The 241-nt window shown below is 51.5% G+C and carries 1 protein-coding gene; it reads left to right on the top strand.

The annotated features are described in order from the left end of the window. Positions 1 to 241, top strand: a 241-nt coding sequence (locus ACR9ZK_RS23195) for a hypothetical protein (RefSeq protein WP_481344266.1), incomplete at both ends; no start/stop codon positions are given.

The raw sequence follows: 241 nt of genomic DNA, 5'->3' as shown, positions 1-241 counted from the left end.
GTAAAAGGAAATTCAACCAATGCCGCAGCAGCACCTACAGATATCGCAGCAGGTACTGATGGGTATGTGTTAAGAAGAAGCGGAACTGCTTTAGGATTCGGAACCGTAGCTACCGCAGGGATTGCGGATGGTGCAGTAACAGCAGCAAAGCTGAATCAAATGTCAGCCACCTCAGGACAGGTACTGGGATGGAACGGAACAGCCTGGGCTCCTACTGCCAATGGCGTAAGCACCATCCTGA

The sequence above is a fragment of the Monashia sp. HAY1-5C genome, assembly GCF_056755255.1.
This window is presented reverse-complemented; position numbering and strand designations above follow the sequence as displayed.